Annotated in this window: 20 protein-coding genes and 1 pseudogene; 12 read left to right on the top strand and 9 right to left on the bottom strand. The window is 37.5% G+C overall.

All coding sequences use genetic code 11. The features are described from left to right. Positions 1-64: 64 nt before the first annotated feature. From ACLLO5_RS20115 to ACLLO5_RS20105, 3 genes are read right to left on the bottom strand one after another with little or no spacing between them, the layout of a single operon-like run. Positions 65-808, bottom strand: coding sequence for a DUF3598 family protein (locus ACLLO5_RS20115; RefSeq protein WP_413172263.1), 744 nt, complete (start codon positions 806-808; stop codon positions 65-67). A gap of 4 nt (positions 809-812) precedes the next feature. Next, positions 813-1,601, bottom strand: a complete 789-nt coding sequence (locus tag ACLLO5_RS20110) for a DUF3598 family protein (RefSeq protein WP_413172262.1) — start codon at positions 1,599-1,601, stop codon at positions 813-815. Positions 1,602-1,637: 36 nt separating this feature from the next. Next, positions 1,638-2,003 (bottom strand): Lin0512 family protein, encoded by a 366-nt coding sequence (locus ACLLO5_RS20105; protein WP_413172261.1) that lies wholly within the window; start codon positions 2,001-2,003, stop codon positions 1,638-1,640. A gap of 81 nt (positions 2,004-2,084) precedes the next feature. Here ACLLO5_RS20105 and ACLLO5_RS20100 point away from each other — a divergent pair, with 81 nt between their 5' ends. After that, positions 2,085-3,077, top strand: a complete 993-nt coding sequence (locus ACLLO5_RS20100; protein WP_413176144.1) for a S66 peptidase family protein — start codon at positions 2,085-2,087, stop codon at positions 3,075-3,077. 128 nt (positions 3,078-3,205) lie between these two features. Here the strand turns inward: ACLLO5_RS20100 and ACLLO5_RS20095 are convergent, their stop codons facing one another. Together ACLLO5_RS20095 and ACLLO5_RS20090 are read right to left on the bottom strand one after the other, a co-directional pair. Then, positions 3,206-3,922 (bottom strand): response regulator, encoded by a 717-nt coding sequence (locus tag ACLLO5_RS20095; RefSeq protein ID WP_413172260.1) that lies wholly within the window; start codon positions 3,920-3,922, stop codon positions 3,206-3,208. A 68-nt stretch (positions 3,923-3,990) separates the two neighbouring features. Further along, positions 3,991-6,534, bottom strand: coding sequence for a CBS domain-containing protein (locus ACLLO5_RS20090; protein WP_413172259.1), 2,544 nt, complete (start codon positions 6,532-6,534; stop codon positions 3,991-3,993). A 616-nt stretch (positions 6,535-7,150) separates the two neighbouring features. Here ACLLO5_RS20090 and ACLLO5_RS20085 point away from each other — a divergent pair. The 4 genes and pseudogenes from ACLLO5_RS20085 to ACLLO5_RS20070 all read left to right on the top strand — a co-directional run bounded on the left by ACLLO5_RS20085 (position 7,151) and on the right by ACLLO5_RS20070 (position 12,271). Beyond that, positions 7,151-9,460: an ATP-binding protein gene (locus ACLLO5_RS20085; RefSeq protein ID WP_413172258.1), complete on the top strand. Its 2,310-nt coding sequence runs from the start codon at positions 7,151-7,153 to the stop codon at positions 9,458-9,460. A gap of 23 nt (positions 9,461-9,483) precedes the next feature. Continuing rightward, complete coding sequence (locus tag ACLLO5_RS20080; protein ID WP_413172257.1) at positions 9,484-10,710, top strand: ATP-binding protein; 1,227 nt, start codon at positions 9,484-9,486, stop codon at positions 10,708-10,710. A gap of 343 nt (positions 10,711-11,053) precedes the next feature. Beyond that, positions 11,054-11,431: pseudogene (locus ACLLO5_RS20075) on the top strand (response regulator); the annotation flags it as partial. Between the two features lie 147 nt (positions 11,432-11,578). Further along, positions 11,579-12,271, top strand: a complete 693-nt coding sequence (locus ACLLO5_RS20070) for a sensor histidine kinase (RefSeq protein ID WP_413176143.1) — start codon at positions 11,579-11,581, stop codon at positions 12,269-12,271. Between the two features lie 86 nt (positions 12,272-12,357). On the opposite strand, the gene ACLLO5_RS20065 is transcribed toward ACLLO5_RS20070, so the two are convergent. After that, positions 12,358-13,446: a response regulator gene (locus ACLLO5_RS20065; RefSeq protein WP_413172256.1), complete on the bottom strand. Its 1,089-nt coding sequence runs from the start codon at positions 13,444-13,446 to the stop codon at positions 12,358-12,360. Positions 13,447-13,490: 44 nt separating this feature from the next. Continuing rightward, positions 13,491-15,212, bottom strand: a complete 1,722-nt coding sequence (locus ACLLO5_RS20060; protein WP_413172255.1) for an EAL domain-containing protein — start codon at positions 15,210-15,212, stop codon at positions 13,491-13,493. A gap of 454 nt (positions 15,213-15,666) precedes the next feature. On the opposite strand from ACLLO5_RS20060, the gene lysS reads away from it, so the two are divergent. Next, on the top strand, positions 15,667-17,250 hold the full coding sequence (lysS, locus tag ACLLO5_RS20055; RefSeq protein ID WP_413172254.1) for a lysine--tRNA ligase: 1,584 nt from the start codon (positions 15,667-15,669) through the stop codon (positions 17,248-17,250). A gap of 84 nt (positions 17,251-17,334) precedes the next feature. Here lysS and ACLLO5_RS20050 read toward each other — a convergent pair whose 3' ends face one another. Beyond that, positions 17,335-17,784, bottom strand: a complete 450-nt coding sequence (locus tag ACLLO5_RS20050) for a DUF29 domain-containing protein (protein ID WP_413172253.1) — start codon at positions 17,782-17,784, stop codon at positions 17,335-17,337. Between the two features lie 536 nt (positions 17,785-18,320). Here ACLLO5_RS20050 and ACLLO5_RS20045 point away from each other — a divergent pair. Continuing rightward, positions 18,321-19,127 (top strand): D-alanyl-D-alanine carboxypeptidase family protein, encoded by an 807-nt coding sequence (locus ACLLO5_RS20045; protein WP_413176142.1) that lies wholly within the window; start codon positions 18,321-18,323, stop codon positions 19,125-19,127. A 159-nt stretch (positions 19,128-19,286) separates the two neighbouring features. Here the strand turns inward: ACLLO5_RS20045 and mrdA are convergent, their stop codons facing one another. Further along, positions 19,287-21,104, bottom strand: coding sequence for a penicillin-binding protein 2 (mrdA, locus tag ACLLO5_RS20040; RefSeq protein ID WP_413172252.1), 1,818 nt, complete (start codon positions 21,102-21,104; stop codon positions 19,287-19,289). A gap of 202 nt (positions 21,105-21,306) precedes the next feature. Between mrdA and ACLLO5_RS20035 the strand changes: the two genes are divergently transcribed. The 5 genes from ACLLO5_RS20035 to ACLLO5_RS20015 all read left to right on the top strand — a co-directional run bounded on the left by ACLLO5_RS20035 (position 21,307) and on the right by ACLLO5_RS20015 (position 25,450). Continuing rightward, positions 21,307-22,458: an ABC transporter ATP-binding protein gene (locus ACLLO5_RS20035; protein ID WP_413172251.1), complete on the top strand. Its 1,152-nt coding sequence runs from the start codon at positions 21,307-21,309 to the stop codon at positions 22,456-22,458. 5 nt (positions 22,459-22,463) lie between these two features. Then, complete coding sequence (locus tag ACLLO5_RS20030) at positions 22,464-23,546, top strand: spermidine/putrescine ABC transporter substrate-binding protein (RefSeq protein WP_413176141.1); 1,083 nt, start codon at positions 22,464-22,466, stop codon at positions 23,544-23,546. A gap of 84 nt (positions 23,547-23,630) precedes the next feature. Further along, positions 23,631-24,548 carry an ABC transporter permease gene (locus ACLLO5_RS20025; RefSeq protein WP_413172250.1) on the top strand — a complete coding sequence of 306 codons (918 nt, stop codon included), beginning with the start codon at positions 23,631-23,633 and terminating at the stop codon, positions 24,546-24,548. A 154-nt stretch (positions 24,549-24,702) separates the two neighbouring features. Beyond that, entirely contained in the window at positions 24,703-24,963 is a 261-nt protein-coding gene (locus ACLLO5_RS20020) for a UPF0175 family protein (protein WP_413172249.1), read from the top strand. After that, entirely contained in the window at positions 24,956-25,450 is a 495-nt protein-coding gene (locus ACLLO5_RS20015) for a DUF3368 domain-containing protein (RefSeq protein WP_413172248.1), read from the top strand. Before ACLLO5_RS20020 ends, ACLLO5_RS20015 begins: the two co-directional genes overlap by 8 nt. The last annotated feature ends 91 nt before the right edge of the window (positions 25,451-25,541 follow it).

Here is a 25,541-nt window from a genome sequence, read left to right as displayed (position 1 = left end):
TACAGCCAGAGATGACCCCAATTTATCTCAATGAATCCCAATAAATTTAGTTTAACGCAGAAAATCAAAGTTTATCACTAAGAGTGAAGGTTTCTAGGGTAAAATTCGTAAAATTAGAAGCTTCATATTTGCGAATACCACGTAGTAATAAACTAGGTCTTACCAGCCAATCTACCACATAAAAAAAATCTTGATCACCAACTATAGTCTGAGGACAACTAATAGAAACACTATTAGACAAGTGCAATGTTTGATGATCCTTGGCTAAATTTTCTAATGGTTGCCATGAGGTTACTATTGGTGAAGATGTTGTCAATTCTACGGTGCTGGTTTTAGCTATTCCCTGCCAATTCCCGCTGACTGTTTGTGGAGGTAAATTAGTTGCTACTTGCGGAGAAGTTCCTAGTTGTTCGTCAATAAATGTCATCTTTTGCAAATTACCATTTTCATCATAAATGGTAATGGCTTCTGCTCGTCTATTTTCATACCTAAACCCAGTTTCAAAACCAAAAATTGAGCCAATTTCTATTTTGGCAGAACCGGCTGTAAAGCTATTATCTAAAAATAAAGCTCTGATAGTTGGTTTTTTGTAGGGACCAAAGGTTTTAATTTCTGTTTTGCCATCTTGATACTGATAGTGATTTTGATGTGTGACTTCGCTACTATCTTCACTGGCATGAAAACTTCTCACACCTGCAAATGATTCCAGTAATTTAACATCTGGAGAATATCTATACCAGATTCCATGCCAGTCACAGTTGACATGATATTTGATGAAATTATCCCAGTTTTGTAATTGTGCTGCCATTTTATTAACCTAATTTTGCAAACTCTTCTGAAATTAACATAGTAAAAGCACCAGAATTATCATATTTGGCTGTAAGTCGTTTGTATTTATTTTCTGCAACTAACTTACCAGCAATAATTTCAAATCCTGCGCCTAAGTTTAATTTTTTGGGAATATTCACAACTACGCCATCAGGTAAGTGGAAAGTTTCATTATTACCCAGGGTTGGATCTAAAACAAGCTGATTAATTTCTTCAGTTGCTAAAAGTTGTAAATCATGAGTTATAGATTTTTTTTGTCCCAGCCAATTTCCCGGTAAGTTTGTTACTTCTCCATCTGTGACAATTTCGGGAAAACTATTTAAATATTCCCGCATATATAAAATTTTCTCTAAATCACCAGTTTCACTATAGATACTACCAATGCTAGTATTCCAATCTTCATGTTTGAGGAATAATTCAACTGAAAAACCCCGTCCTGATTCTAGTTTTTTAGGAATCCAACAACTGCTACCATAATCCATTAGAGCTAATGCTCTTTTTGATGGATCTGCCGGATGCAGTAAACCATCAGCTAAATTACTAGTTTCTTTGGGTATTTGCCATTGTTTTTCTACTTTACTGCCATCAGGTGAGGGGAATTGATTGGTGTGGGTAATGACTGTTTTATCAGCATTGGGACGCAAGTTTCTAATGCCTTGAGCAGATTTGATAATTTGTTTTTCTGGTGAATAAACAGTCCATGTACCGTGCATGGAAATACCATCTATAGGCAAGTATCCAAATAATTGTTCCCAATGTTGTTCTATATTCATGAGTTTCTGTATACCATGTTGTTGTTAGCTTCTTGGTTATTCAGTTTCGACTAAAACTGTCACCGCTGCAACTGCTATCAACATTTCGTCATTTTTATCATTGAGGGAGGGTATAGCTAATCCGTCAACTACCATTCCCCCTGCTTCTACAGTCAGGGTTTTTTTACCAAAGGGAAGGACGGCTAATACTTCTGCTTCCCGTACTTGTTCGGGGTAGGGTACGGCTATCTGGACTTCTACAATCATGTCATTGGGGTCTTTTAACCCAGCTATTTCCATGATACCGAGTAATGCATTGTGTGCGATCGCATTTCTCACCGCCCTCGCTGCTGCTACTGTGGGTTCTTGTCCGTGCTGGTCAACACCCATGCCCATTTCGATAATAAACCGTTTTAGTGCCATAGTTAAATTCTATTAATGCTGCACCTTTTACTGTATCGCTGTATGAGGTTTTATTATACTATTCAGATTTTTATCTCCCCAATGTACATCAACCGTCGTCAATTTCTTACCACTCTGGGACTAACCACCATAGCTACCCAACTTCCCCCACATACTACTATTCAACCACCACGTCTAAAAATAGGCGATACTATAGGCTTAATTTCTCCTGCGGGTATCATTGAAACCAAAGATATAGAAAATGCCAAACAAACTTTTACAAACTTAGGATTAAAAATAAAAACAGGCGCACATATTTTAGATCAGAATGGATATTTAGCAGGAACAGATATAAACCGTGCTAAAGATATTCATACCATGTTTGTCGATAAATCTGTAAAAGCAATCATCGCTATGCGTGGCGGTTGGGGTTGCAATCGGATTTTGCCTTTACTTAATTATCCTCTCATTCGTTCCCATCCCAAAATTATCCTTGGCTATAGCGATATTACTTCTTTATTATTAGCAATTAATGCCCGCAGTCGATTAATTACCTTTCATGGCGCAGTTGCTACTTCTACGTGGAATCAATTTACAGTTGATTACTTTCAGCGACTCTTATTTAATGCAGAACAATTAACAATGGGAAATACTGCCACTAATGAAGGAAAAAGAGAATTAATTACACCAGGAAAAGCGCAAGGTAGATTAATTGGTGGTAATTTATCAGTTGTTGCTACAATGGTAGGCTCTCCTTATTTACCATCATGGCATCACAGTATTTTATTTTTGGAAGATATTGGTGAAGATATTTATCGCCTAGACAGAATGTTAACGCAGTTAAAAAATGCTGGTATTCTCAATCAAATTTCTGGGTTTATTTTTGGACAATGTACAAATTGCCAACCTTCAGATGAAAAATCATTTACTTTAATCCAAGTATTACAACAACATATCAAGCCATTAAATATTCCTGCTTGGTATGGCTCTATGATTGGTCATATCAAAGATAAATTTACTATTCCGGTTGGTTTAGAGGTAGAAATAGATGCTGATCATGGCACAATCAAGATGTTAAAATCTGCTGTAATTTAACCTACAGCTTTCATGATTATCTCATTGCTGATGGTGAATTTTTAGGTTATTCAGTACATATTACGCTAAACTACTAAGTCCTTGATAGAGCCGAAATTTATCAGTTGGTCTGATATTTAAGCATCCAGTTAAGAATCCAGTAATTTATAATTTTTGAGCAATTTTGTATTTTCAGCAGTCAGCAATGCCCGCAAACTATCAACTTCATTCAAGATTTCAATTTCTTTTGCACATTCTTGTTGTAATATCGACAAATATTTATCCCGTTCCTGATCATTTTTGGACTCTTTGAGCATATAAATTCCCATATTAATCGTAGAAAGGGGATTGCGTAATTCCTGAGAGAGTTGCTCTAAAATATTCTCTCGTATTTGAGCAAGTTGCTGGGAGTTTTGCAATTTAGATTGATTTATTTTCATTTGCTGCTGGAGTTTTTCTACTTTATGGGACTCTGGTTGATGAGACTGTTGAGTCAGTGAATATCTTGCTAATCTTGTTTGTATTGCTTGTATAATTTCAAAAGGTTCAAAAGGTTTAGTGATGTAATCATCAGCGCCTATTTCCATACCTTGGCGCAAATCATTACGGTCTGCTTTAGCAGTGAGAAAAATGAATGGAATATTAGCAGTTTTAGGATCATTTCGCAGTTCTTGTAAGACTTCATAACCATCTAACCCTGGCATCATGATGTCACAAAGAATCAAATCAGGATTGTTGTTTTTAGCTAACTGTAAACCCATTGCGCCGTTTACAGCAGTAACAACCGAGAAATCTACTAGTTCTAAAATTTCTTGCAGATTTAAGCGAATCTGAGTTTCATCTTCTATGATTAAAATTAAGCTCATAATTTCAAGATCCAATTTACAGAGTTATTTGTTTATATTATTCCCCAATTCCTGACAGAATTTTCAGATTACAAGGGAATTGTTACAGTGAAATTCGTTCCTATACCAAGTTGGCTATTTACAGTAATTGAGCCTTTATGCAAATCAACACATTTAGCCACAATTGATAATCCTAAGCCTGTACCGGGAATATTACCTACGTTGCTGGCACGGTGAAAAGATTCAAACAATTGAAGTTGGTCTGCTTCAGGAATGCCAATACCATAGTCTTGAATAGAAAAAATGACATTTTGCTCGGTAATATTTAGATCAAAGTTAACTGTGCTATTCTGCGGAGAATATTTAATGGCATTGGAAAGTAAATTGATTAAGATTTGCCGTAGTAGTTTTTTATCCAAGTTAGTAGTTACAATATATTGAGGATTACTAAAAAACCCAATAATGTGATTTGGTGCGCTAATTTGTATTTCTTCGACTAATTTCTGGCAGAAAGGAATTAAATCTAAATAACCAGGTTCAAAAGCTAATTTGCCACTTTCGGCTTTATTAATTAATAAAATATCATCCAATAGTTGTGTGGTGTGTCTAACATAGGTTTGAATACACTCTAGATGTTTTATCTTTTGTTCTTCATCGAGTTTGTGACCAAAATCTTTTAATATTCCGGCTGAAGAAGAAATAACTGCTAAAGGTGTACGGAACTCATGGGAAGTCATAGACACAAAACGCGATTTTAGTTCACCGAGTTCTTTTTCGCGTGCGAAGGCTTTGAAAATATCCTGTTCGGCTCGCTTCCGTTCAGTTATGTCTTTAGCAATGCCTACTACTCGATAAACTTCCCCAGTTTTATCTTTGACGGGGAAAGCTTGATCACGAATCCAACGCATTGAGCCGTCAGAATGAATCAGGCGATATTCGATATCAAAACCTTCTTTTTTCTTTTGCATTAAATTTTCTACTTCTTGTCTATCATCAGCATATATAGCATCTATAAAAGATTTAGGATTTTCATAAAGACTTTGACAGGAACGACCCCAAATTTTTTCGTAAGCAGGACTTATATAGAGAATTTGGGAGCGTTCTGGGTCAGTCATCCAGAAAACTTGTTGCAGATTTTCTGCCAGTTGACGGAACTTTTGCTCACTCTCTTGGAGGGCTTGTTCTGCATTTTTACTTTCAGTAATATCCCGACAAACACAAATTACCTCACTATCTTGGGTCAGAGTTAGTGATACTTCTTGATTAAAGGTATTACCATTACGTCTCTTGGCTATTGCTTCCCCGCGCCAATATTTTTCTTTAATTAAGATGGGAAAAACTTTCCGCTCAAAACGTGCTATTTCTTCTGGATTATAGAGTTCTCGCCAAGATTTACCAATTAATTCTTCGGGGCTATCATATCCAAACATTTGAAGATGAGCTTTATTTACATAGAGATATTGATCATTTTTAAGAATGGCGATGCCGTCAATGGTTGATTCAATGGTTGCTAACTGTTTTTGCAGTTTTTTCTCAGCTTGTTTACGCTCTACAATTTCTAGTAATAGTACCTCATTGAGTTGTATTAATTCTTTTGTCCGTTCAGTTAAACGGGTTTCTAATTGTTCATTGAGTTTTTTCTGCTCTGCTTCTGCTTGTTGACTTGCGAGGAGTTCTTGTTTTGTTGTTTGCAAAATCTCCATTTTTTCCGATTCTAATTGACCAACTTTTTGCTGCAAAAAATTTACAGTTTCATACATCTCTAGTGTGTCAAGAGAATAAATTAAATTGCTTTGGCTGATAATTCCTCGTAATTTATGACGATTTTTATGAAGCGATTCGCTATGGTCAACTACTATCAAACGCCTGATATGTTGCTTTTGCATTTGCTGATGGGCTTCCCATAAAGATTGTTGAGGATATATATAAAACAAAGGTGTACTCATCACCATGTCAGCTTGTATTGTCAGGATATCTAACTCCAAAGCCCGAATCTGCACAATATCTCTTTCTGTGACAATTCCTATGGGTTGGGAATCTGATTTTGTAATCACTACAGAACTGACAGAATTCTTGGCCATTAATTGAGCTAACTGCGATATGGATGCAGTTAGTGGTGCTTGGATAACGTTAGTAGTCATTACTTCTTCAACAGTACGTATTTTTAGCAGATCAGTAGCTTGTACGAGTTGACGTATTGTCGTAGGTGTGACTAAACCCATAATATAATTCTGATCATCAACTATTGGTAGATGATGAATTTTGTGTTGACGAAACACATTCAGGGCGATAACAATATTTGTAAATTCTGATTTTTTAATGGTTATTGGATTCTGAATCATTACTTCTGCCAGTGTGGCTTGTTCTAGATTCAGTTCCATTGCGGTGCATTTGACAATATCCCTTGCGGTGAAGATGCCCACTAATTTGTCGTTTTCAACCACTAGAATACAACTGGCTGGCGCTAGATGATTCGGCTGTTCCATATCTGATGCCAGCGCAAAAGTGTGCTGGTAATTGTCATGCACTTGACTCATTAACCGGACTGCTTCGATGACTGGAGTTTCAGCCGTCAGTGTCAAAGGACAATCTATAATAATTTGCTGTATATCTGAAAAAATTTTTGTAGCCATATTTTGTACTTGCAACCATCTTAAAAGACTTTATTGAGTGGGGTTTGATTAAGGACTAACAAGAAATTAAAGAAAAACCTGATGTATTGATTTTTGTCAAGGCGTAAAGCCTAAATTTACGTATCTAATGAATACTAATAGTGAAATTACGGTTTTTGTTTTGTTTTAACTTTATAAATCTCGTGTTTTTTACATTAGTTTTGCATTGATTATGTTAATTAAGTTGGAATCATAGTAGAATTAACTAGAATTCATATTGTGGAAATCCCGTAATCATACTTAGGATTAATTAAGGATTTATTAAAGATATTCTCCAATATTTACAATAGATTATTTATACCATATATTTTATATTTAGAGGTTGTCTTTTAGGATACTGGGATGGCTTATTTACCCTGTTTACAGTTTTTAGATCGTTATCTAAGGAAAATGTAACCAAGGATGAAAAAACCTTTAGCCCTTACCCTTTAAGCATTTTCCAAACAAATTTATTCATTCTATGTTTATAAATCGAACAGTGTGGGGATGAATTGGATATGTTAGGGGCTTATTTGATGAAAAAATATTTCCAGATAACAAAAGCACAATAACTAAATAAATACTTTTCAAAACGACAATGAGTATTAGAAACAAAATTATTTATGGATATGGTATAGCTCTAGGAATTGCACTAGGGGGAACTATCACAGGACTGACTGTAGGTAATTTTTATCAGCAGAAAGCTTTACAAGCCAGTCAAATAGCTTCAAAGGAGCGTAAACTCCTGAGTACATTGCAGGTTGAGGTTTTGTACAATCGTCCAGCCAAGCAACTTTCACCACATTTACAAAATCCCCAGGCCTTTAAGCGCGAAAGTAGCAAACTAATTAACCGGGTGAAAAAAATTCGATTACTTCTTCATGATCACAATAATTCAGGGCAACCAGTTACTCTGGAAGGATTACAACCTTTATTAGATCGCTATGAAGTCACTGTCAGTAGATTTGAACAAAAAGCACAAGATTTTGCTAAAAAAGTCCAGCCACTGACGACGACAAAAGAGGGAGCAGCGCAAGCTGAAAAGCTAGTAGTTGCAATAGTTAAAAGTCCAGAATTTGTTCCCTTTATCGAATTTCCAGATCAGTTAAGTAGTTTCTATGAACTGGCAGAAAAACGAGAAGCCGCAGCAGAAGTAGCTCTTAGTGAAGCTGAAAAATTACGCACTCAGATTATTCTGATTGGACTAGGGCTGTCAATTGCGATCGCTATTATTTTAGCTCTATACATCAGTCGAGCGATCGCACTTCCCATTCAAGCCGTCACCAAAATAGCTCAACAAGTTACCCGCGAATCAAATTTTGACCTGCAATTACCAACAGACATCCAAGATGAAACGGGCATACTAGCCACATCGTTAAATCAACTTATTCAACGAGTCAAACAACTTCTCCTAGAACAACAACAATATACCAACCAACTAGAACAGGCCAAGGAAGTAGCAGATACTGCCAATCAAGCCAAAAGCGAGTTTCTAGCTAACATGAGCCATGAACTACGTACACCCCTAAATGGCGTTTTAGGCTATGCCCAAATCCTCTCCCGCACACCACTTAACGAAGAACAAGGACGGGGAATAGGTGTAATTTATCAATGTGGCGCTCACCTACTCACCCTCATTAACGATGTCCTCGATTTAGCCAAAATCGAAGCTCGGAAAATGTCGCTTTATCCAGCACCTTCCTTCCTACCATCTGTACTCCAAGGTGTAGCGGAAGTTGCACGTATCAAAGCCGAACAGAAGAGTTTAGATTTTATTTACCAAGCACCAGAAAATCTGCCGACGGGAGTAATTTTTGATGAAAAGCGGGTCAGACAAATTTTACTTAATCTCTTAGGTAACGCCATCAAGTTTACAGACAAGGGAAAAGTCGTCTTTAGGGTAACAGCGCGTGAACATGAACCAGAATCATCAACAAATCCGGTATCTACGGTCAAACTACACTTTCAAATTGAAGATACAGGAATTGGGATGAATCCCCAGCAACTAGAAAAAATTTTTCTGCCCTTTGAACAAGTAGGAACACCTAAACGACAGACAGAAGGAACTGGTTTAGGTTTAGCAATCAGCCAAAGTTTTGTAGAAATGATGGGTAGTAGTTTGCAAGTTCATAGCCAACTGGGAATTGGTAGTTTATTTGAATTTGAACTTCAGTGTTCTCTTGCAAAGGATTGGGCTGAAGCTAACACCATCACCAACTTAGGTAAAATTACAGGATATACCGGACACCGCAGACAAATTTTAGTAGTTGATGATCGCTGGGAAAATCGTTCCGTAATTGTTAGTTTACTTACTCCTTTGGGTTTTATAGTTATAGAAGCAAAAAATGGGGAAGAAGCTTTACAAAAGGCGCTAGCAAATCATCCCGATTTGATAATTTCCGATCTCAAAATGCCGATCATGGACGGATGGGAAATGCTGCTCCAATTACGTCAATTAGATGAGTTAAAAAACACAATTGTGATTATTTCCTCTGCCAGTGTATTTGATGCTGATCGTCAAAAAAGCTTGGCTGCCGGTGGAAAAGATTTTCTGCCTAAACCAGTACAAGCAGAAGAACTTTATCGGATGTTAGTCCAATATCTTCATCTTGATTGGATGTATGCGGATGTAGAACCAACCAATACTAAATCATCAGAAGCTGATACAAACACACCTATGGTTATTCCACCAGCTTCTGATTTAAATACATTAGTAAAATATGCCATGCAGGGACAAATTAAAGGAATGCAGCAAGAGCTAGAGCGACTAATCCAAAGCGATGAAAGCTATCGCCCATTTGCAGATAAAATAGCTGTAATGCTGCGCGGGTATAAAATTGTCAAAGCCCGTGAGTTTCTGCAAACAGTGATTGATGAGGAATTGACGGAATCCACGGAGTTGAACTAGAAAGTAAGAAATGAGGCAATACCTTGAACAACTTACCTGACTGCGCCACCATTTTAGTAGTTGATGATAATCCCACCAATTTAGAAGTTCTTGATCATGCCTTAAGCGCAGCAGGCTACAACGTGCGAATTGAGGTAGATGGTTTAAATGTTCTCAAACAAGTTCATCTGAGTATTCCCGATTTAATCCTGTTAGATATTATGTTGCCTGATATCAACGGGTTTGAAGTCTGTAAGCAACTTAAAGCCGATCCTTTCACTCAGTCAATACCAGTAATTTTTATGACGGCTCTGGTTGAGACTATGGATAAGGTCAGGGGTTTAAGTTTAGGTGCTGTAGACTATATAACTAAGCCATTTCAAGAGGAAGAATTACTTGCCCGTGTGCATACCCATTTGCAGTTACGGCAGTTAAGCAAAACCTTAGAAAGACAAAATCAGCAACTAATGCAAATGACACAGGAGTTAGAAAATAGAGTTGCACAACGGACAGTAGAATTAAGTCAGGCTTTAGAAAAGGAAAAGGAATTAAGTCAATTAAAATCGCGGTTTATTTCTATGGCCTCCCATGAGTTTCGTACTCCTTTGGCGATTATTTCTTCATCATCGGGCATTTTGCAAAGTTTTAGCGATCGCCTCAGTGAAGAAAAAAAACAGGAACACCTACGAACAGTCCAAAAAACCATCAAGCATATAACCCAACTCCTTGATGATGTACTCATGATTAACCGTGCTGAAACCCAAAACCTAGAATTTAACCCAGCACCCTTAAATATTATTCCCTTCTGTCGTCAACTCAAAGAAGAAATAGAAACTACCAGCAGCAACCATAAAATTGATTTCTCTGGGAATTTAGATGGGCAAATTGCCGATACTTCTGGCATTGTTCAGATTGACAAAAAGCTGTTGCAGCAAGTTCTCACCAACATTCTCACCAATGCCATCAAATATTCTCCTGATCACAATTTAATTAATTTTAGTTTGACAATAGAAAATGAAAAACTGATCTTTACTATTAGTGATAGTGGCATCGGTATTCCTGAAGCCGATCAAATAAATTTATTTGAATCCTTTCATCGTGGTTCTAACGTCGGCACGATTTCTGGTACCGGTTTAGGACTGGCAATTGTGAAAAAATGTCTCGATTTGCACAAAGGAGAAATTACATTCAATAGTCAATTAGGACAGGGAACTACATTTACAGTTAAAATCCCTTTTCAAAGAAATCAGGCACGAAAAGCCATTAATTAACGTCTTGTGCTGTAACTTGCTAAAAAGTTAAGGTTATTGATTATTTGTTAATAAACCAAAATCATTTATTCTTGTTTTAAGAACCCAGCATATACCTTAATTTAATGTAAGAATTTAGGAGTCAGGAGTTAGAATGCTTATGAAATCAAGAATAGGGAAAAGGGATATTTTTCATAATTGAGTAAAAAAGCCTTTATTATCTTGAATTCTTTATTCTCTATCCTGAATACTTACAATTTGATACCGCCTTTTTATTAAAAATTTAAGGATATTAGGAATCGACACAAGCGATTTTACCTTAAGTTGTCACTAATGACCAATTATCAATCGCAAGGACGAAACCGTGAACACTTTACCTAACCATAGCAGCAGCATTTTAGTAGTTGATGACAATCCCGTGAATTTAAAACTTCTTGATGTGATTTTAAAAGCAGCAGGTTACAATGTAAAACTTGAGGCAAATGGGTTAAATGCTATCCAACAAGTCCATGATATTCTTCCTGATTTAATCCTGCTCGATATTATGTTGCCTGATATTAGCGGATTTGAAATTTGTGAACAACTTCAAGCCGATCCTCTAACTCGTGGTATCCCTATAATTTTTATGACTGGTCTTGTTGATACTGTTGATAAAGTCAAAGGTTTTAGTTTAGGTGCTGTAGATTATATCACTAAACCATTTCAAAAAGAAGAACTACTAGCTCGTGTACGTACCCATTTACATTTACAGAAATTAATTAAATCTTTAGAACGGCAAAATCAGGAACTCAGACAACTTACACAACGCAATGAAGATTTAGAAAATAGAGTTGCAGAACGGACAATAGAATTAAAAAAAGCCCTAGAAAAAGAAAAAGAATTAAATCAATTGAAATCGCGGTTTATTACCATGGCTTCCCATGAGTTTCGTACTCCCTTAGCCATTATTTCCTCATCATCGGGTATTTTACAAAACTTTAGCGATCGCCTCAGTGAAGAAAGAAAACAGGAACACCTACAGACAGTCCAAAACACCATCAAGCATATAACCCAACTCCTTGATGATGTACTCATGATTAACCGTGCTGAAGCCCAAAAAGTAGAATTTAACCCAGCACCCTTAAATATTATTCCCTTCTGTCGTCAACTCAAAGAAGAAATAGAAACTACCAGCAGCAAACATAAAATTGATTTCTCTTGGAATTTAGATGGACAAATTGCCGATACTTCTGTCATTGTTCAGATTGACAAAAAGCTGTTGCAGCAAATTCTCACAAATATTCTCACCAATGCCATCAAATACTCTCCTGATCACAATTTAATTAATTTTAGTTTGACAATAGAAAATGAAAAATTGATCTTTACTATTAGTGATAGTGGCATCGGTATTCCTGAAGCCGATCAAATGAATTTATTTGAATCCTTTCATCGTGGTTCTAACGTCGGCACGATTTCTGGTACAGGTTTAGGACTGGCAATTGTGAAAAAATGTCTCGATTTGCACAAAGGAGAAATTACATTTAATAGTCAATTAGGACAGGGAACTAGATTTATAGTTAGTATTCCCTGTGTGAGATGCTAAAATCCTTTATCCAAAATAAAGGTTGAACCAGATTTTCCATAGAAACGTCAGTATTCTTTCCTCCTGCCTCCTGCCTCCTGCAATAATTACTGAGGAAACAAAATTTGAATAGTAGTTTTTTGACCAGGTAAACTCTCCATTAAAAACTTACCCCCGTAAAGTTCCACCAACCTCTTCGCAATAGATAATCCTAAACCTGTGCCTTGTTGTTCATACATTTTGCGTCCAAATTGGACATAAGCACCAACTTTATCAATTTGGTCTTTAGTCATGCCTCGACCGTAGTTCATGACAAACAAATGAAAGGAATTATCACTGCTATAGCCGATAATTGTTACTGGTGTATTGGGCAAGGAAAATTTAAAAGCATTATCAATTACTTCTTCAACAATTTTACTGAGATTAACCGGAGAAAAGTTGACAAGAGCATCTGATATTTGTATACTTAAATCCGACAACCTATTTGCATCTTGGGCAATTTTTACGGCTACATTTTCAATAGCTGATTTTACAAAAGTCTGAACACGATTATTGCGAAGTTCTTCAATTTTATCGGGATTGGATGCTAATAATTCTAGGTCTGCGTACATGAGAAAATTGAGCGTCAGTCTGTGCAAACGCAGCGCAGCTTTATGAATTGATTCTACCATTTCTAAATTTTCACAGGAAAGTTCCCCAGCCTCTTGCATCAATAAATTGGACAATCCTAGAATATGATTAAGAGGAGTGTTAATTTCATGAGGTAGTGAGTGACTGATAGAACTGGTTAAAGCATTCAATTTTTCTTGAGTATGTTGGTCAGCTATTGCTTGTTTATCCAATCGAGTGGCGATCGCTTGCAGCAAGTCATTTGGACGAAAAGGCTTAATTAAATAATCATCAGCACCCAGTTCCATACCCCGACGTAAATCTGACCATTCCGATTTAGCAGTCAGAAAAATCAACGGAATAGAAGCAGTAGAACTATCCTGCCGGAGTCGAGTTAACACGCTATAGCCATCTAATTCAGGCATCATCAGATCGCAAATAATTAAATCAGGTTTTTTATATTTTGCCAACTCCAAACCCTGTAAACCATTTTCTGCAATTAGTGCTGAAAAGTCTGATAGTTCCAATATTTCTCGAATATTGTTTCTGATTTGAGCTTCATCCTCAATAATTAGAATATTTTTCATTTTTCTCTTATCACTGATATTAAATAACTGTTTTTTTTGACTTTTTATTTCTTGGTCAGTAAAAAAATCTTCAAGTCTTCTATTGTCAACGGACGACTGAATAAATATCCTTGGATGATGCTACAAGAATTTTGTCTGAGCCAATTTAGTTCATCGTTAGTTTCTACACCCTCCGCAACTATATTCATATTTAGACTCTCTGCTAACTGAATTATAGTTTTAACAATTGACTGCTTATTTTCCAATTTATCAATATTACTAATAAAATAGCGGTCTATTTTTAAGTGATTAAAAGAAAATTCTTGGAGATACTTAAAGGATGAATAACCTGTACCAAAATCATCTATTGATAGTTTAACTCCATAACTCCTTAGCTCATTTATTTTGTTCTTAATTGCATTTGTATCTTGAATAAATACAGTTTCAGTTAATTCTAACTCTAATAGTTTTGGAGCAAATTGTGTTTGAGCAATAATGTCATTAACGCAGCGAACAAAATTTTCTTGCCTAAATTGATAAGCTGATATATTTACAGCTAAATTAAAATTACCAAATCCTTCTAATTGTAAATTTTTTATTTGTTGACAAGCGTGTTTTAAGATCCATTCTCCCAAGGGAATAATAAAGCCAGATTCTTCAGCAAGGGGAATAAATTCTCCTGGAGAAATCATGCCATATTCCTGGTGTTGCCAACGTATTAACGCTTCCACACAGACAACTTTTCCAGTTTTAATATTAATTTGTGGTTGATAGTGAATCTGAAATTCATTTTTTTCTAAAGCTTGCCAGAAATCAGCTTCTAAAATAACTTTTCTAAAAACTATGTTGAGTATTTCTTGATTATAAAAATGATAAGAAGTTTTATTTTCTAGTCTATAATGTTCTAAAGTTACTTCTGAATGAGTCAATAATTCACCCAGTTGTAGCGCATCATGGGGATAACAAGCAATACCAATTTTAGTTTGAACAGAGATTTCTTGATTATTGATAATAAAAGGTTGTGATAAACTATCTAAAATTTGTTCAGCAATACTAGCAGCAGATTGACTATCTTGAACAGGCTTTAATAACAATGCTAATTGGTCAGTTTTTAAATAAGCAATCAAATCAATTATCTGATTAGAGGAATTTAGTTGATTTAATCGTTCAGCTACCGCTTTCAGCAATAAGTGCCTCGAACTTGGTTCAAAGAATAATTTAGTCCGGTAGAGGATCTCTAGATCAATCAGTAACAAGGGCAGAAGTTGTGCCTGGTTGTAAGCTTGCAGACGGATTTGATTAAAATACTCTTCTAAAAAGAATTGATTGGGTAAATCAGTTAAATTATCATGACGAGCCAGATAATTGATCTGAGATTCCATTTGCTCTATTTGATATCTGTAGCGTTGGGTTACAATTTGGCGTTTTGCCAGTCGAGTGGAAATCACCTGGAGGAGTTCCTCGACATCAAAGGGTTTGGTTAAGTAGTCATCTGCACCCAATTCCATTGCCCGACGCAGGTTACAACGTTCTGCTTTAGCAGTCAGAAAGACAAATGGAATTTCCGCTGTGATTGGCTTTTGACGCAATTCTTTAATCAGTCCATATCCATCTAGTCGTGGCATCATCAGATCGCAGATAATCATATCTGGCTGATGTTTTTCCGCCATCTGTAACCCCTCCCATCCGTCTTCTGCCGTAATAGTAGCAAACCCTTGTAGCTCAAGAATTTCCTGAATGTTTTCTCGGATTTGAGGTTCATCTTCAATGATCAAAATCGTATTCATACAGATAAATTTAGTGATAATAAGGGTAAAAATTTATATTACTGGGCTAGTCAACCTTAATACCTTATTATAATGTTTCTTGATTCTTTGCACTTCGTTATAAATGAGGATAGTTCACCCTGTGTAATTTAGTTACTATCACGTAGGAGTAGGGATTTTTTTACGTGGTATTACTGAATACTAATCAAGAGCCTTAACTATCAATTCAGTGATCCTTAAACTAGGACGTTCGACTAAGCGATCGCAATCAGAAGTCGTGCAAAATAAATTTTATAGTACGGAAGACGGTTTCATGCTGATGCTGAGATTATGCAACAACAGATGCACAACTGTATTGATTTTATGAAAACTTTTAACGCTAAAGCATCAACTATAAGCCAAAAGCTGATGTAACTCATCACCGATAATGAATCATAGAGGTAGAATAGAGAGATTGTGAAAAGACATAAGACAAATGTTTTGGGCTGATAAAATCGCTGCTGATGCACAAGGCTACCACGTAGTTAATGATTCCAAGACTCCATCAGGTAGAGTCCACGTCGGGTCATTGCGGGGTGTGGTTATCCATGACGTTATTTACCGTGCCTTGAAACACGCAGGTAAGCCCGTGAAATTCTTGTACGGTGTGGATGACTACGACGCACTTGATACCGTTCCCAAATACCTTGATCAAGAAAAATTTGCTCCTTATTTGGGTTTCCCTCTATGTAACGTCCCTTCTCCAGCAGAAGGTGCAAGTGATTACGCTAAATATTTCATCGGCGAATTTTTTGAAGTTTTTGAGTATTTAGGAATTAAACCAGAAACTTATTTTTTACGTGATTTATATCGTTCTGGAAAACTCAATTCCCATATAGACACTTTCTTAAAAAATGCTCACCTAGTCCGAGAAGCATACAAAGAGGTAAGTAAAGCAGACCGCCCCAATAATTGGTATCCTTTTCAAGTTGTTTGTGAAAATTGCGGCAAAATTGCCACAACTGTAACCACAGATTACAACGGAACTGAAGTTTTTTATACTTGCAACCCAGATGCAACCGACTATACAAAAGGTTGTGGTCATTCCGGTTGGGTTTCTCCATTTAATGGTAATGGTAAATTACCTTGGAAAGTTGAATGGGTGGCTAAGTGGGATGTTGTAGGTGTAACTATCGAAATGGCAGGTAAAGACCACTCTCAAAAAGGTGGTTCTAGAGATGTTGCTAATGCTATTTCTCGTAAGGTTTTACAAAAGCAACCTCCTTTTCATTCTCCCTATGAATTTATTCTCGTCAATGGCACGAAAATGAGTTCTTCTAAAGGGGTAGGTTCGAGTGCAAAGGAAATTGCAGCTTTGCTTCCTCCTGAATTACTGCGCTTTTTAATGTTGCGAACTCAGCCGAGAACAGTAATTAATTTTGCCCCCAATTATGAAACCATTACTCGTTTATTCAGAGACTACGATACTTTGATTAACAAGTATGCTAATGCCCCTGAATTAACTGAAGAACTAATGCCGTTATTTTACGCGCAATTAGGTGATGAAATTCAACCCTTCCAACCGTTTGATTTTAGTACGCTGATTTCTTTGTTACAAGTTCCTCGCTTGAATATTCAGGAAGAAGTTGTACAACGCAGTCAAAAACCTTTAACTGAGTATGATCAGCAAATTGTTAATCAAAGAATAGCTGCGGCTCAACAATGGTTGCAAGATTACGCTGATGAAGAAGAAAAGTTAGTTCTCTATTTGGAACAAGTACCAGAAAAAGCGAATGAGTTAACTGAGGAACAGGTTACTTATTTGCAGAAATTGACAGAGAATTTGCAGAATATTTCCAATTGGGAAGCAGAGGAATTACAAACTTTGATTTTCTCCACTACCAAGGAATTACAAATTCAACAAGCGACTGCTTTTAAGGCTTTGTATCTATCTTTTTTAAATAAGGAACGGGGTCCCAAAGCCGGCGGTTTATTTTCTTATTTAGAGAAGTCTTTTGTGATTTCTAGATTGCAAGATGTTGTGGCTTTGAATCAGCCTAAACAAAAGGCTGAAGTTTAATCACTTGTTTTAGGAGAAAATATTTCAAAACATAGCTAGGTCTAGAATATTTTCTTGTTCCCTGTCTCTGACAGGGAATACAGTTTATGGTAAAAATTCCATATCCAGAATTTGAGTCACAGTGTAAGGTAAATCTGCTGGAAAGGTATTTTGAGAAATTCCTTTTTCGTTACTTGCTAGTTTTTTGCCTCTGCGGTAGCACTCAGCTAAGACTTCTTCTAAATAAGGATTAAGACTAGGACTATCTTGGAATAAATCTTCAATGCGGTTGCGTTGTTCTGTAATTGTATTTTGCCAAGAGCCACTTCGCAAGCTAGGCTGATATTGCCATTTTAGCAAATGCTGTAACAATACCTCCAATCGGCTTTTCAACTCTCGTTTATCTGACCTTCCCAAGCTTTCAATCTCCTCAACAACCGCTTCCCAATCTACCCTATCCCATTTACCAGCACGGATTAACTCAGCCGTTTCCTGTGTCCATGCTAGAAAATCAGTATCATACAACCGGATTGCTGTCTTGGGAATAGAAACCATGATGTTTTTGCAATCTTGTTTGGATGGGTTCATTAACCTACTATTTTAACTCTGAATCAGCAACAGGGAATGTTTTACAATACATTTAATGAGTCTCTAACTCATATTGGTTCTTCGATTCTTTTTATGGGAAACCTGGTTCAAAACCATTGAAAGCCTAATTGTGTGGGCATTTCATTGAAAATATGGGCATAATTGTTTATAACCCTCGCCCCGGAAGGGTTTTGTTATAATCAATCCTCAATCACCATAAAAGATAGGACTTACGCACTGTGTTGCCCACCATTGACGCTAGAATTAAACTACCTTGGGTGAGATTTATCAATATTTTACTTAAATATAAAGATATAAAATGATACATATTTAGTTAACTTTTTCCTATTTAGAATTTTGAAAAGCCATAGCATTTCCTAAGCTAGTGAGGTACAGAGTTTTTTAGTCTTAGGGAACTCTTAACAGTAAATAAATTAAGGTGTACCTCATGAGACCGAGAAAAGCTATAAAATCCAAAATTGAACACAACCAGGAGTGGACACTTGAAAAAGGCTGGGTTTCCAGGAAAACCGCAAAACTCATCATCAGATCCTGGTGATGATATTCCAGCTGCTATACGCGATACTCCTGATACCGGATCTAGACTGCGCGTGCAACCGCTAGTTTTGGTAATTGGGGGAGTAGTAGGATTTGTTCTGTTGGCGATAACTAGTGGTTTTTTATTTTTTATTACAGCACCTAAGAAAAATACTGATTCTCAACCAACACCAGTTAGTTCTATACCAATAGCCACTAATACCCCAACCACTAATCCAGCTACTAATAATGATACGGTTTTGGGACATTTAGCATATCCCGAAGCACCAGAATCAGAACTGTTACCAATAACAGTCGATGGCCGGATCAAAATGCGACAAGCAGCCGCCCAAAGGTTTCAGCAAATGGCACAAGCGGCTAGAAGTGCAGGTGTAATTTTAGCGCCAATTTCTGGCTTTCGTTCAGTGAAAGAACAAGAACAGTTATTTTTTAATGTGGGCGCTCAACGTAATCAAACCCCTGCCCAAAGAGCCGCCCTCAGCGCCCCTCCTGGTCATAGCGAACATCATACAGGCTATGCTGTGGATATAGGAGATGGAGCAGTACCAGCGACTAACCTGCAAGCTACTTTTGAGAATACCAAAGCCTATCAGTGGCTACAAGCAAATGCTGCGCGGTTTGGTTTTGAGATGTCTTTTCCCAAAAATAATGTTCAAGGTGTGAGTTATGAACCGTGGCACTGGCGTTTTGTAGGCGATCGCAACAGCTTAGAAACCTTCTACAAAGCCAGAAATCTTAAACCTGTGCAGTAGGCAGGGGGCAGGGGGAGAGGGGGAGAGGGGGAGCAGGGGGAAAGATTAATTCTTTCTTTTTCCTTCTTTCTTCTTTCTTCTTTCTTCTTCCTCCTGACTCCTGAACTCCTGACTCCTGACTCTGACTCCTGACTCCTGACTCCTGACTCCTGTCACCTGTCACCTGTCACCTGTCACCTGTTTCTGATACTTCCCTGGATGCTTGCGGGCAAAATAATCCTCCATAATCTCTAAAATCATCGGTGCAGCCACACTACCACCACCACCACCGGAATGTTCAGCAAAAGCCACAATTAAAATTTCTGGTTTATCCGCAGGTGCATAAGCCCCAAACCAAGCATGATTTTGTTTGGATCTGCCCTTCCAAGCTTCCGCTGTTCCACTCTTCCCAGCTGTTGGGGGAATAGTTGGTTTATTTAAGGCTTTACCTGTACCTTCAGATACTACTTTCCGCAATCCTTCACGGAGAATTTTGATAGTTTCTGGCTTCATATTTAAAGAATCGCGCCACCTTTTTGCGTCTCCATTGTCCTTAAGTAAATGTGGCTTAACTCGATAACCACCATTAGCAGGGACAGAGAACATCACAGCTACTTGTAGAGGTGTAGTTTGCAAAGCACCTTGACCAATAGACATATTAATAGAGTCGCCTACCGTCCAAGGCATTTTCCAAACTTTGCGTTTCCAATTTTCATCAGGAACTAACCCTTTTGCTTCTTCCGTGGAGAACTCAAAGCCTGTTTTTTCACCAAAGCCATATTTGCGAGTCCATTCAATTAATTTAGGACCCCCTACACCTTTACCAATTTGATAAAAGAAAGTATCACTACTCCATTGCAATGCACCCACAAAACCCAAGGGACCAAATCCTGCATGATTCCATTCACCAAATCTTGTCCCACCAATAGTTAAAGAACCATAGGTTTGTAGCACTGTGTTCGGAGAAAATTTACCCGATTCTATTCCCGCTGTTGTGGTGACAATTTTAAAGGTGCTGGCAGGTGGAAAGGCGCTTAATGCACGATTGACCAAAGGATGCTCCTCACCTTGGACAGTTTGCCAGTCTTTTTGAGAGAGTTTTTGTTTAGAAAAAATATTGGGGTCAAAGGTAGGATGGGATACCATTGCTAAGACTTCACCATTGTTAGGGTTGAGTGCCACAATTGCCCCATTCCTATTACCCAAAGCTTTTTCTGCTGTCTTCTGCATCTCTACATCTATAGTCAGGTGTAAATCATTACCTGCTTTTGCTTGTTTTTCTCCCAAGACCCGCAGTGGTCTACCTGCACCATCCACTTCTACTTGTTGACCACCCCATTCACCCCGGAGTGATTTTTCATAGGCTTTTTCTACCCCCATCTGTCCGATCACATCACCGAGACGATAGCCTTCAGACTTCCTCTTTTTTAACTGTTCTGCGGTTAATTCACGGGTGTAGCCAAGGATATGCGCCAATTCTCTACCCTGGGGATAATAACGCACAGCTTCCGTATTTATTTCTACATCTGTAAGTTCTGTTGCATATTCCTTTAACGCTGTGATTTGCGCTTCATTCACATTACGAGCGATGCGAATTAGAGAAGCAGAATTAATACCTGCTTGTTCTAGTTTAGTTTCCATCTCCTCTTCAGAAATGTCCAGGATTTGCGCTAGACGTTTGCTCACAACTGGCCATGAGGGCTTCTTATGTGCCATTGGCCACAAATACACAGAACGAGGATAGCGAGTAGTTGCTAACAGTTTACCATTACGGTCAAAAATATTGCCTCTTTCCGGTTGTTTGGGAATCATCCGAATTCGGTTAGATTCTGCCCGTTTTCGGAGTTTTGGACCGTCAATAATTTGCAAATAAGCTAAACGAGCGCCTATTCCCGATGTCATTAATAAAGTAAATAGGATTAAAAATAGTGACTGGAAACCACGCCCAACGGTGCGGGTATTTTTTTGATTACTAGGTAGTGATGGTAATATAGCCATAATACTAATAAAGATGCTTGAAATTAATATTATCAATGCTTTGCAGCTGTCACCCGCAATTAAGAAGAAAATAATGGCAAGTATATTTTTAATAAGAGTGTTTTCGCCAGCTACAATAAACCACAGTGTTACTTGTAGTCTATTAACATAGACTACATTGATTAACCAAGTTTCGTCATATTATGGCATTCTACTGAAGACTATGGCTCAAACTGTGATGCAGAATCAGAGGGGTGTAATCAATTTTCAGCCGCTTGATGTTGAACTGCGTAACGTATTCAAGTTTTTCAACCAAGAACCAGCAGTACATGGCGTGGACTTGGATGTGAGACAGGGAGAGTTTTTTAGTATTTTAGGCCCTTCTGGTTGTGGTAAGACAACTATACTCCGCCTAATTGCTGGATTTGAAAGGGTTGACGCAGGTAAGTTGCTGATTCAAGGCCAGTCGATGACCAATGTACCTCCTTACCGAAGACCGATAAATACTGTTTTTCAAAGCTATGCTCTGTTTAATCACTTGAATGTGTGGGATAACATTGCTTTTGGACTGCGGTTAAAAAAAATATCCAAATCCGAAGTTGATAGTCGGGTAACAGAAGCTTTAAAACTCGTAAAAATGGAAAGTTTGCGATCGCGCTTACCTTCTCAACTTTCTGGTGGTCAACAACAACGAGTGGCTTTAGCTAGGGCTTTAGTTAATCGTCCTGCTGTCTTACTCCTAGATGAACCCTTGGGAGCATTAGATTTAAAACTGCGTAAGGAAATGCAGGTTGAACTATGCAATCTCCACAAGGAGTTAGGATTAACATTTGTGATGGTCACACACGATCAGGAAGAAGCATTATCTTTATCTGATCGCATTGCGGTGATGAATCAAGGCAAAATTGAACAAGTTGGTACTCCCAGCGAAATTTACGAACATCCTCAAACCGCTTTTGTCGCTGATTTTATTGGTGATACTAATTTATTCAGTGGAGAAATTACCACAGTTGAGCCTGAGTGTGTCAAAGTGTTGACCAAAACAGGACTATCTATTGTTGCTGCTCGTACAGAAGATACACCTACTGGATTATTGGAAGCAGTAGTATTAAGTGTGCGTCCAGAAAAAATTCAAATTTCTCTTTATCAACCAAATTTACTCAGCAACTGCTTTGAAGGCAGGTTAATTAATATCATGTATTTGGGTACTCATGTTAATTATGTTGTGGAATTAGCCAATGGTATAAATGTTAATGTTTTACAACCCAACACTTTTGGCAGCTTACCAGATTGTCACACACCTATCTATATTTGGTGGGCAGAAGCTGACTGTTTAGCTATTAGTCAAGCATCAAGGGTGAAAAATCCATCATGACTCAAATGACTAACAGAAGACTATTCCTAAAAAGGATGGTAGCACTTTCTAGCCTGTCTTTAAGCAGTTGTGGCTGGAGATTAGCTAATGTGAGTACAAATTATACTAATTCTGGTCAAAGTGACAGCCTATCTATATACACATGGAGTCAATATACTGATTCAGAATTATTATCTACTTTCACCACCCAAACGGGGATAAAAGTGTTAGCAGATATTTATGATTCCAATGATGTGATGCTGGCTAAATTGCAAGCTGGAGGTGCAGCTTCTTACAGCATTATCTATCCATCTGACTATATGGTACAGAAGATGGTAGATAAAAATTTATTAACAGAAATCAATCATCAACGCTTAATAGGTTTAGAAAATTTATTTCCCCAATTTCAAAACCCTGGTTATGACCCTAATAACCGTTATAGTATTCCCTTTAATTGGGGAACAACCGGGTTAATTTACAACTCAGAAAAGCTGACAAATCCACCAGAAGATTGGGAGTATCTTTGGCGATATAAAGATAAACTTTATAAGCGCATGACCTTACTCAATGATGTGCGGGAGGTGATGGGTGCAACATTAAAAATGCTCGGTTATTCTTACAATTCACAAAATGAAATTGAAATCAAACAAGCCTATGAAAAATTGTTGTCATTGAAACCTGCAATCGCAGCTTTTGATACCGATGCTTGGCAAAACCAACTTCTGGCAGGAGATTTATTATTAGCCATGTGTTACTCTGCCGATGGAATCAAAATATCCAAAGAAAACCCCAAACTTAAATATGTGATTCCTCGCAGTGGTTCTTCACTCTGGACAGATACTATTGTCATTCCCAAAACAGCGAATAATCTCCCTGGAGCATATAGTTGGATTAACTTGCTACTAAAACCAGATGTAGCAGCTGCAATCAGCAAACGACTAAATATTGCTACTCCCAATCGTGCTGGTTTTGAACAATTGCCAAGTCAGATTCAAAATAATACTAACCTCTTTCCTCCACAGGCAATTTTAGATAAGTGTGAACGAGTCTCTCCTATAGGCAAAGTGGAAGAGGTTTATGAGCGATATTGGACTCAATTGCTAGCATAAAGCAGCAGGAGTTCAGGCGGTTTTTCTTCCCTTACACCCTTTTCTTCCCCTTACATTCTGAAAATCTAAAATTGGTACTTAGTCGTGTCTATTCAAAGTCCTAATTCCCCAACAGAATCCCCTGGTAATTTTGCCAAAAAAGTGAAATTAAATCGCTATACTAGAGATTTTTTACCACCGGTAGCATTACTTGCTCCATCTGGGATTTGGTTATTACTATTATTGTTACTACCAACATTCATAATTTTTCAATTAAGTTTAGTTACGGATATTCGTCCAGGAGATATTGTTAATCCTGATGGTATTCAAAACTATATACGTATCCTTGAACCACTTTATTTACAAGTTATATTCAATTCTTTATTGTTTGCAATCAAAACAACAATCATTTGTTTAATTTTGGGTTTTCCGGTTGCTTATTGGATTGCTCAAATGGCACCAAAACGTTGGCGTAATTTGCTGTTATTAGGCTTTGTTTTACCATTATGGACTTCTTCTTTATTACGTTCCTATGCTTGGATTACTATCCTACGTCCTACAGGATTATTGAATAGTTTACTTACCAGTTTAGGTTTACCTGCTTTGGAATTATTAAACCGTAACCCAGCGGTATTAATTGGTATGAGTTACAGTTTATTACCCTATATGGTTTTAGTTTTATATGCTTCTTTGGAAAAACTAGATCAACAGTTATTAGAAGCTGCTGCTGATTTGGGTGCTAATCCAGTGCAGACTTTTTGGAAAGTGACAGTACCGCAAGTTTTTCCAGGTATTGCGGCTGGTTCTTTGTTGGTATTTATTATTGCTTTGGGGGATTTTATTGACCCAGAATTACTGGGTGGTGCTTCTAGTATGACAGCAGCACGGTTAGTTTATAACCAATTTCTGGGTGCTACTCAAAACTGGGGTTTTGGTTCAGCATTGAGTATGACGTTAATTTTGGTGGTGAGTATAGCGATCGCACTCGTGATTAAATTTGGTGAGGTGACACCGAAAAAATAATTTGGGAGTCAGCAGTCAGAATTTGTGAGCAATCAATAGATTCTCTAATCAGGATGTAAGCAATATGCTGGGACTTTTCCATTGATGGACGGACTCTATTTTTACTTGACCAAACCCTAAAATTTTTTCTATGGTAATTGTAGAGCAATTATAAATGCGAATTATGCACACCTTATCCCTAGAATATCCCGATGACTTACTCATCACTTCTGGTAAATCACCCCAAGCATTAGAAGCAGAACTTAAATTTTTACTCGCAGTCAAACTATTTGAACTACGTAGATTGTCTCTGGGTCAAGCTGCCGCTTTTTGCAGCATGAATAAACCAAAATTTATGTATGAATTAGGACGGTTGCAAGTTCCAGTGATCAATCTCGATGATGACCAAATCGCTGATGAGTTACGTGATGACTAAATCCGTTATAGTTGCCGATAGTAGTCCTCTGATATCGTTGTCAATTATCGCGCAATTGGAACTTTTGCCTCAACTTTATCAGCGAATATTACTTCCTCCTGCGGTATGGGACGAAGTAACAGTACAAGGTGCAGGTTTACCTGGTTCACTAGCGGTTAGTCAATTAACTTGGCTGGAAATTCAGACCCCAGAAGCCTTAATATTAGAACCATTATCAATCTTAGTTGATCGTGGAGAAGCAGAAGCCATTGCCTTAGCTCAGTCTACTCCAAATAGTCTGGTGCTTTTGGATGATGCTAAAGCCAGACGAGTTGCAGAACGTTTAGGAATTCCCAGAATAGGCACTCTTGGCATTTTACGAAAGGCGAAAAAATCTGGCTTGATTACTGAGGTTAAGCTATACATTGATAAGTTACTAGCCAATGGAATTTATATTCAACCTAGCCTAATTAATGCGGTATTACGAGATATCGGGGAAATAGAATAATCTAGGAGTTACGCATTGACAATCAATGTTAAATATGTATTTTCAAAAAACCATATCTTTCGTAGGGGTTTAGCATTGCTAAACCCCTACC

The organism is Anabaena azotica SJ-1 (genome assembly GCF_047275885.1).
GTDB classification, from domain to species: domain Bacteria; phylum Cyanobacteriota; class Cyanobacteriia; order Cyanobacteriales; family Nostocaceae; genus Trichormus_B; species Trichormus_B azotica_A.
This window is presented reverse-complemented; position numbering and strand designations above follow the sequence as displayed.